Here is a 6,148-nt window from a genome sequence, read left to right as displayed (position 1 = left end):
AATGGATCGCTACCGAAACTTCCCAGGGTGGTTTCGCGGTCCTCAACGATTCGAAGTACGGGCATCGGGCGAAGTCGGGGCTGCTCAGCCTGAACCTGCTGCGCGCCCCCACCTTCCACGACAGGACCGCCGACCGCGGCGTGCACACCTTCACCTACGCCTTCCGGGCCTACCCCGCCGGTGACCTCACCGGCGTCATCCGCGACGGCTACCGACTCAACAACCCGCTGCACGTCGTCCCGGGTGTGTCGATGCCGTCCTTCGCCGCGACGAGCGACCCGGGTGTCATCATCGAGACCATCAAGCCCGCCGAGAGCGGCGACGGGGTGGTGGTGCGGATGTACGAGAGCCTCGGGCGGCCGACATCCACCGCCCTACGGCTCGGCTTCCCGGTGACCCGGGCGACCGAGACCGACCTGCTCGAGCGGCCGATCCGTTCGATCGACCCGGAACGGCTCGATCTCGGGCCGTTCGAGATCCTCACGATCCACCTGGAGCGCTGACCATGACCGCCTCGACACCGTCGTCGACCCGCACCCCCCGCACCCCCCGCACCCCCTCACCCCGGGCGCAGAACTCCGCGATCGTCACCGCCGCGTTCGGCCAGAACCTCGTCTACGCGACCGTCAGCACGTTCCTGCTGTTCTACCTGGTCGAGATGATCGGGCTGAGCACCGGGGCGATCGCCGTCGTCACGATCGTGCTGACCGCGGCCCGCATCATCGACGCGATCGCCGACCCGTTCGTCGGCAGCCTCGTCGACCTCACCCGCACCCGCTGGGGCAAGTTCCGGCCGTTCATCCTGTTCTCCGCAGCTCCGGTCGCCGTGCTCACGGTGCTGATCTTCGCCGTGCCCGACATCGACGAGACCGGGCAACTGCTCTACTTCGCCGTCTGCTACCTGATCTGGGGACTGGTCTACGCGGCGTGCGACGTGCCGCTCTGGGGGCTGATCGGCTCGGCGTTCCCCGAGCAGAACACCCGCGCCCGGGTGATCGGCAACGTGCGCGCGGTCGGCGCGGTCGCGATCGGGCTCTCCACCCTCGGTACCCCCGCCCTCGCGGCGGCGCTCAGCTTCGCGCCCGCCCCGACCCCGGAGGGCTGGACGCGCGCCATCGCGCTGATCGCCGTCGCCGGGATGGGGATCTTCCTGCTCGCGTTCTTCGTGCCGCGCGAGCGGGTGAGCACCGCCGATCCCACGAGCTTCGCCGAACTGTTCCGCGCGCTGTTCCGCAACAAGCCGCTGCTGCTCGTGCTGCTCGGCTCGGTGCTCGGTTTCGGGCGTTCGATCGTGCAGGCCGGCGGCGCGGTCTTCGTCGTCGTCGCTTACGGGAGCTCCGACAACTTCACCCTCGTCGGCGGCGCGATCATCGCCGGCATCATCCTCGCGTCGATCGCGACGCCGTTCACGATGAAGCGGTTCAGCGGGCGCACCCTCATCCTGGTCAGTTCGTTCGCCGGCGCCGCCCTCTACGTCGCGCTGTACGTCGTCGGCTTCGAGAATCTCGTACTGCTGATCCTGCTGATCTTCGCCACCGGTCTGAGCCTGGGCGTCTTCCTGGTCGCGCAGACGACGATGATCGCCGACGCCGTCGACCATGCCGAACGCACCAGCGGGGTGCGCAACGACGGGATCTCGTTCGCGACGCTGACCTTCGTCACGAAGGTGATGAGCGCGTTCTCGGTGATGGCGTTCGGCATCGTCGTGGTGATCGCCGGCTACCAGAAGGGCGTGGAGGTGACGGCGGAGATGCAGAACATCGTGTTCATCGGGATCACCCTGGTGCCGGCCGTGAGCTGCCTGCTCTCGGCGATCCCGTTCTGGCGCTATCGGCTCGACACGTCCTCTCGGTCCACTTCCTGAACGCGGATCGGGCTCCAACTGCCGCCCAGCGGAAGTTTCGGACTCGAACGTTATCGAAGCGTTACCGTTTAGATTCACAACTTGAAGCCAATCGGGACCAACATGGCTATCGCCCCGCCGAAGACGACGGGGTACCAAGAGGGTCAACCTCACTTCGATGAAGAAGGGGAGAAACCGTGAAGCGTGCTTCATTGATCTCCGTCGTCGCGATCGCCGGACTCTCGGCAATCGCTCTGGCCGGCTGTGCGAGCGGGGATGGCGGTGGCGGCGACGCCGAAGCCACCCGCGCGTGCGTGATCCTTCCGGACGCGGCGTCCTCGCCGCGCTGGGAGACGCTCGACCGCAAGTATCTGGAGGAAGGTCTCACGGGCGCTGGCTTCGAGGTCGACATCCAGAACGCGCAGGGTGACACCAACAAGTACGCCACCATCGCCGACCAGCAGCTCTCGCAGGGCTGCGGCGTGATGCTGCTCGTCGACTACAACGGCGCGGGCGCCGCGGTCGCCGAGAAGGCCAAGGCCGAGGGCATCCCGGTCATCGCCTACGACCGTCCCATCGACGGCGCCGACTACTACGTGTCGTTCGACAACGTCGAGGTCGGTCGTCTCGAAGGTCAGGCCGTCGTCGAGGGCCTCGAGGCCGCCGGCAAGGACCCGGCCACCGCGGTCGTCGTCTACATGGGTGGAGACGCCGCTGACGGCAACGCCGCCATGTTCAAGGAAGGCGCCGTGGAGGTCATGGAGGGTGCGGGAATCACCGCAGCCGCCGAGCCGCCCGGAGTCTGGGACGGCGAGAAGTCGGCCACCAACTTCGAGCAGGCGCTGACCTCGCTCGGTGGCGTGGTTGACGCCGTCTGGGCTGCCAACGACACCAACGCCGCGGGCGTCATCACGATCCTCGACAAGAACGGCCTCGTCGTTCCGGTCTCGGGTCAGGACGCGTCGATCGCCGGTCTGCAGAACGTCCTCCTGGGCAAGCAGTGGGCCACGGTCTACAAGCCGGTCAAGCTCGAGGCCGACGCGGCCATCGAGACCGCGATCGCGCTGCTCGGCGGCGAGACCCCGGACAGCGACCTGACGCTCGATGACGGCACCCCGTTCATCACCGTCGCGCCGATCTACATCCGTCCGGAGAACGTGAAGGATGTCGTCGACGCCGGCGACGCCGACGCGTCGGAGCTGTGCGCGGGCGACGTTGCCGCCAAGTGCACCGAGTTCGGCATCAGCTAGGCAGTTGCAGTAACCGGGGCCCCGGCTCGGCTCTCGCAGCCGGGTCGGGGCCCTCCCTCATCTTCCCGCGGGAACACTTCCCCTGTGGAGCCCGTCGCGCCAGACTGAGCGCGACAACGACGTCGAAAGGAACCAGGGCATGGACGTGCCGATCATCGAGCTAGAAGGGGTCGTCAAGAGCTTCGGTCCCGTGAGCGTGCTCAAGGGGGTGAACCTCAAGGCGTACCCGGGCAAGGTGACCGCCCTCGTCGGCGACAACGGCGCCGGAAAGTCGACCCTCATCAAGGGTCTCGCCGGCGTGCAGCCGTACGACGCGGGCGTCGTGCGGTTCGACGGCCACGAGGTGCACCTGACCTCCCCGCGCATCGCCTCCGCGCTCGGGATCGAGGTCGTCTACCAGGACCTCGCGCTCGCCGACAACCTCGACATCGTGCAGAACATGTTCCTCGGTCGCGAGGAGACGAAGTTCGGCACCTTCGACGAAGGCGTGATGGAGAAGGAGGCGTCGGACACTCTCCGCTCCCTCTCCGTGCGCACCGTCAAGTCGGTGCGGCAGAAGGTCTCGTCGCTCTCCGGCGGGCAGCGTCAGACGGTCGCCATCGCGCGCGCCGTGCTGAAGAAGGCGCGCGTCGTGATCCTCGACGAACCCACTGCCGCCCTCGGCGTCGCGCAGACCGAGCAGGTGCTCAACCTGGTCAAGCGTCTCGCCGAGCAGAACGTCGCGGTCATCATCATCAGCCACAACCTCGCCGACGTCTTCGAGGTCGCGGACTACATCAGCGTGCTCTACCTCGGCCAGATGGTCGCCGAGGTCGAGACCGCGGAGACGACCCGCGACGACGTGGTCGGCTACATCACCGGAACGAAGACCCCCGAGGGGATGAACGCATGAGTTACCAGCACGACGGCACCGCGACGGGCCACGTGATGGCGTCGACCGACATGATCGGAAGCGGCCAGGAGGGCACGCTGATGGATCAGGTGCGCGCCTGGTGGTCGCGCATCAAGGGCGGCGAGATGGGTGCCCTGCCCGCCGTGGGCGGATTCATCGTGCTCAGCATCCTGTTCTCGATCCTGAGCCCGTTCTTCCTCACAGAACGCAACTTCGCGAACCTGATGACCCAGGCGGCGACGCTCGTCATGCTCGGCATGGCGCTGGTCTTCGTCATCCTGCTCGGCGAGATCGACCTCTCGGCGGGCGTCACGGCCGGCGCGTCGATGGGCATCTTCGTCGTGCTCGTCTCGCGATTCCAGATCAACTGGATCCTCGCGCTCGTGATCGCCTTCGCGATCGGCCTCGCGATCGGAACCTTCATCGGATTCTTCGTCGCGCAAGTCGGCATCCCCTCGTTCGTCGTGACGCTGGGCCTGTTCCTGGGACTGCAGGGCGTGCAGCTCGTCGTCATCGGCAGCAGCGGCGCCATCCGCATCCAGGTGCCGGAGATCCTCGCCATCCAGAACAGCAACCTGGCGCCGTGGATGGGCTGGGCGATGCTCGCGATCATCGTGCTCGTCTCGACCGCGACCTCGTTCTGGGACCGCTTCCGCCGCACTCGTGCCGGCGTGCCGAACCGCACCATCGCGCTCGTGTTCGCCAAGCTCGGCGCGATCGTCGTGCTCGGCGGCATCGTGGTCTTCCTGCTCAACCGCAACCGCGGCCAGGCGGGCACCGTGCTGAACGGCGAGATCGTCGGCGGCAACACCGTCGAGGGCGTGCCGATCGTCGTGCCGATCGTGCTCGCGATCCTGTGGCTCGGCACCTTCGTGCTCGACCGCACCAAGTACGGCCGCTACATCTACGCGATCGGCGGCAACGCCGAGGCCGCACGTCGTGCGGGCGTGAAGATCGTGCTGATCCGCTGGACGGCGTTCATCGTCTGCTCGGGTCTGGCTGTCGTCGCCGGCATCTTCTCGGCCTCGAAGGTCGGATCGGTGGATGCCGCGGCCGGTCGCGATCTCGTGCTGTCGGGTGTCGCGGCGGCGGTCGTGGGCGGCGTCAGCCTCTTCGGCGGACGCGGCCGGCTCATCCACGCCGCCGTCGGTGCGCTCGTGATCGCGGTCATCACCAACGGCCTCGGCCTGCTCAACCTCCCGGCCGGCGTCAACTACGCCGTCACGGGTGGCGTGCTGATCCTCGCGGCCACGGTCGACGCCATCTCGCGCAAGCGGGCGGGCGGCTCGATCCTGCGCACCTAGCCCGCGCGTCGACGAACGGCCCCCGTGTTCTCCAGGAACGCGGGGGCCGTTCGCGTACGGTGGCGGCATGAGTACGAACGAGAAGGCCCTGGCGCTCAAGGCGCTGCACGAAGCCCCCGAGATCCTCCGCGTGGTGAACGTATGGGATGCGATCAGCGCCAAGGTCATCGCCGACCTGCCCGGCACGACCGCCCTGGCGACCGCGGGCCACTCGATCGCGGCCAGTCGCGGGTACGCCGACGGCGGGATGCCGCTCGACATCGCCCTCGACGGGGCGCGCATCATCGCCGAGGCCGTCGATCTGCCGGTCTCGGCCGACCTCGACGACGGCTACGAGGACCCGGCGGAGACGATCCGACGCGCGATCGGCTTCGGCATCGTCGGGGCGAACGTGGAAGACCGGATGCGGCCCTTCGACGAGGCCGTCGCCCGCGTCGCCGCGATCACCTCCGCCGCCGAGAAGGAGGGCGTCGCCTTCCAGCTCAACGCCCGCACCGACGCGCTCACCCCGCGGTCCGGGGATCTGTCGCCGGAGCAGAAGATCGCCGAGGCCATCAGGCGCGGCAAGGCGTTCCTCGACAACGGCGCGGCTCTCGTCTTCGTGCCCGGCGGACACCCGCGGGAGATCGTCGAGCAGCTCGTCGCGGGGATCGGCCGCGGGAAGGTCTCGGTGATCGGGCTGCCCGGCGCCCTGCCGGCCGCCGAGTACGAGGCGCTCGGCGTCGCGCGCATCTCGTACGGTCCGCTCACCCAACGTGTCGCCCTCCGCGCGCTGCGCGACCTCGGCACCGACCTCTACGGCGACGGCGTCATCCCGGAGGACACCCCGGCGCTCAACTGACTCCTCAGCGCGAGGTCG

The 6,148-nt window shown here is 68.3% G+C and carries 6 protein-coding genes; all 6 read left to right on the top strand.

Annotation, left to right across the window (positions count from 1 at the left end):
• Window positions 1-503, top strand: a 503-nt coding sequence (locus tag ACILQS_RS05960) for a glycosyl hydrolase-related protein (RefSeq protein ID WP_395639197.1), incomplete at its 5' end; no start/stop codon positions are given.
• 2 nt (window positions 504-505) lie between these two features.
• Complete coding sequence (locus tag ACILQS_RS05955) at window positions 506-1,864, top strand: MFS transporter (RefSeq protein ID WP_395639196.1); 1,359 nt, start codon at window positions 506-508, stop codon at window positions 1,862-1,864.
• Window positions 1,865-2,055: 191 nt separating this feature from the next.
• Window positions 2,056-3,093 carry a substrate-binding domain-containing protein gene (locus tag ACILQS_RS05950; protein ID WP_395639195.1) on the top strand — a complete coding sequence of 346 codons (1,038 nt, stop codon included), beginning with the start codon at window positions 2,056-2,058 and terminating at the stop codon, window positions 3,091-3,093.
• Between the two features lie 139 nt (window positions 3,094-3,232).
• The gene (locus tag ACILQS_RS05945) at window positions 3,233-3,985 is read left to right on the top strand and encodes an ATP-binding cassette domain-containing protein (protein ID WP_395639194.1); all 753 of its coding nucleotides are present in this window, start codon (window positions 3,233-3,235) and stop codon (window positions 3,983-3,985) included.
• Entirely contained in the window at window positions 3,982-5,289 is a 1,308-nt protein-coding gene (locus ACILQS_RS05940; protein WP_395639193.1) for a sugar ABC transporter permease, read from the top strand. The genes ACILQS_RS05945 and ACILQS_RS05940 overlap by 4 nt, the downstream gene beginning before the upstream one ends.
• A 67-nt stretch (window positions 5,290-5,356) precedes the next feature.
• Window positions 5,357-6,130 carry an isocitrate lyase/phosphoenolpyruvate mutase family protein gene (locus ACILQS_RS05935; protein ID WP_395639192.1) on the top strand — a complete coding sequence of 258 codons (774 nt, stop codon included), beginning with the start codon at window positions 5,357-5,359 and terminating at the stop codon, window positions 6,128-6,130.
• Window positions 6,131-6,148: the final 18 nt, after the last annotated feature.

The organism is Pseudolysinimonas sp., assembly GCF_044239695.1.
GTDB lineage: Bacteria > Actinomycetota > Actinomycetes > Actinomycetales > Microbacteriaceae > Pseudolysinimonas_A.
Note: the sequence above shows the minus strand (reverse complement) of the source record. Positions and strands in the feature narration are given on the sequence as shown.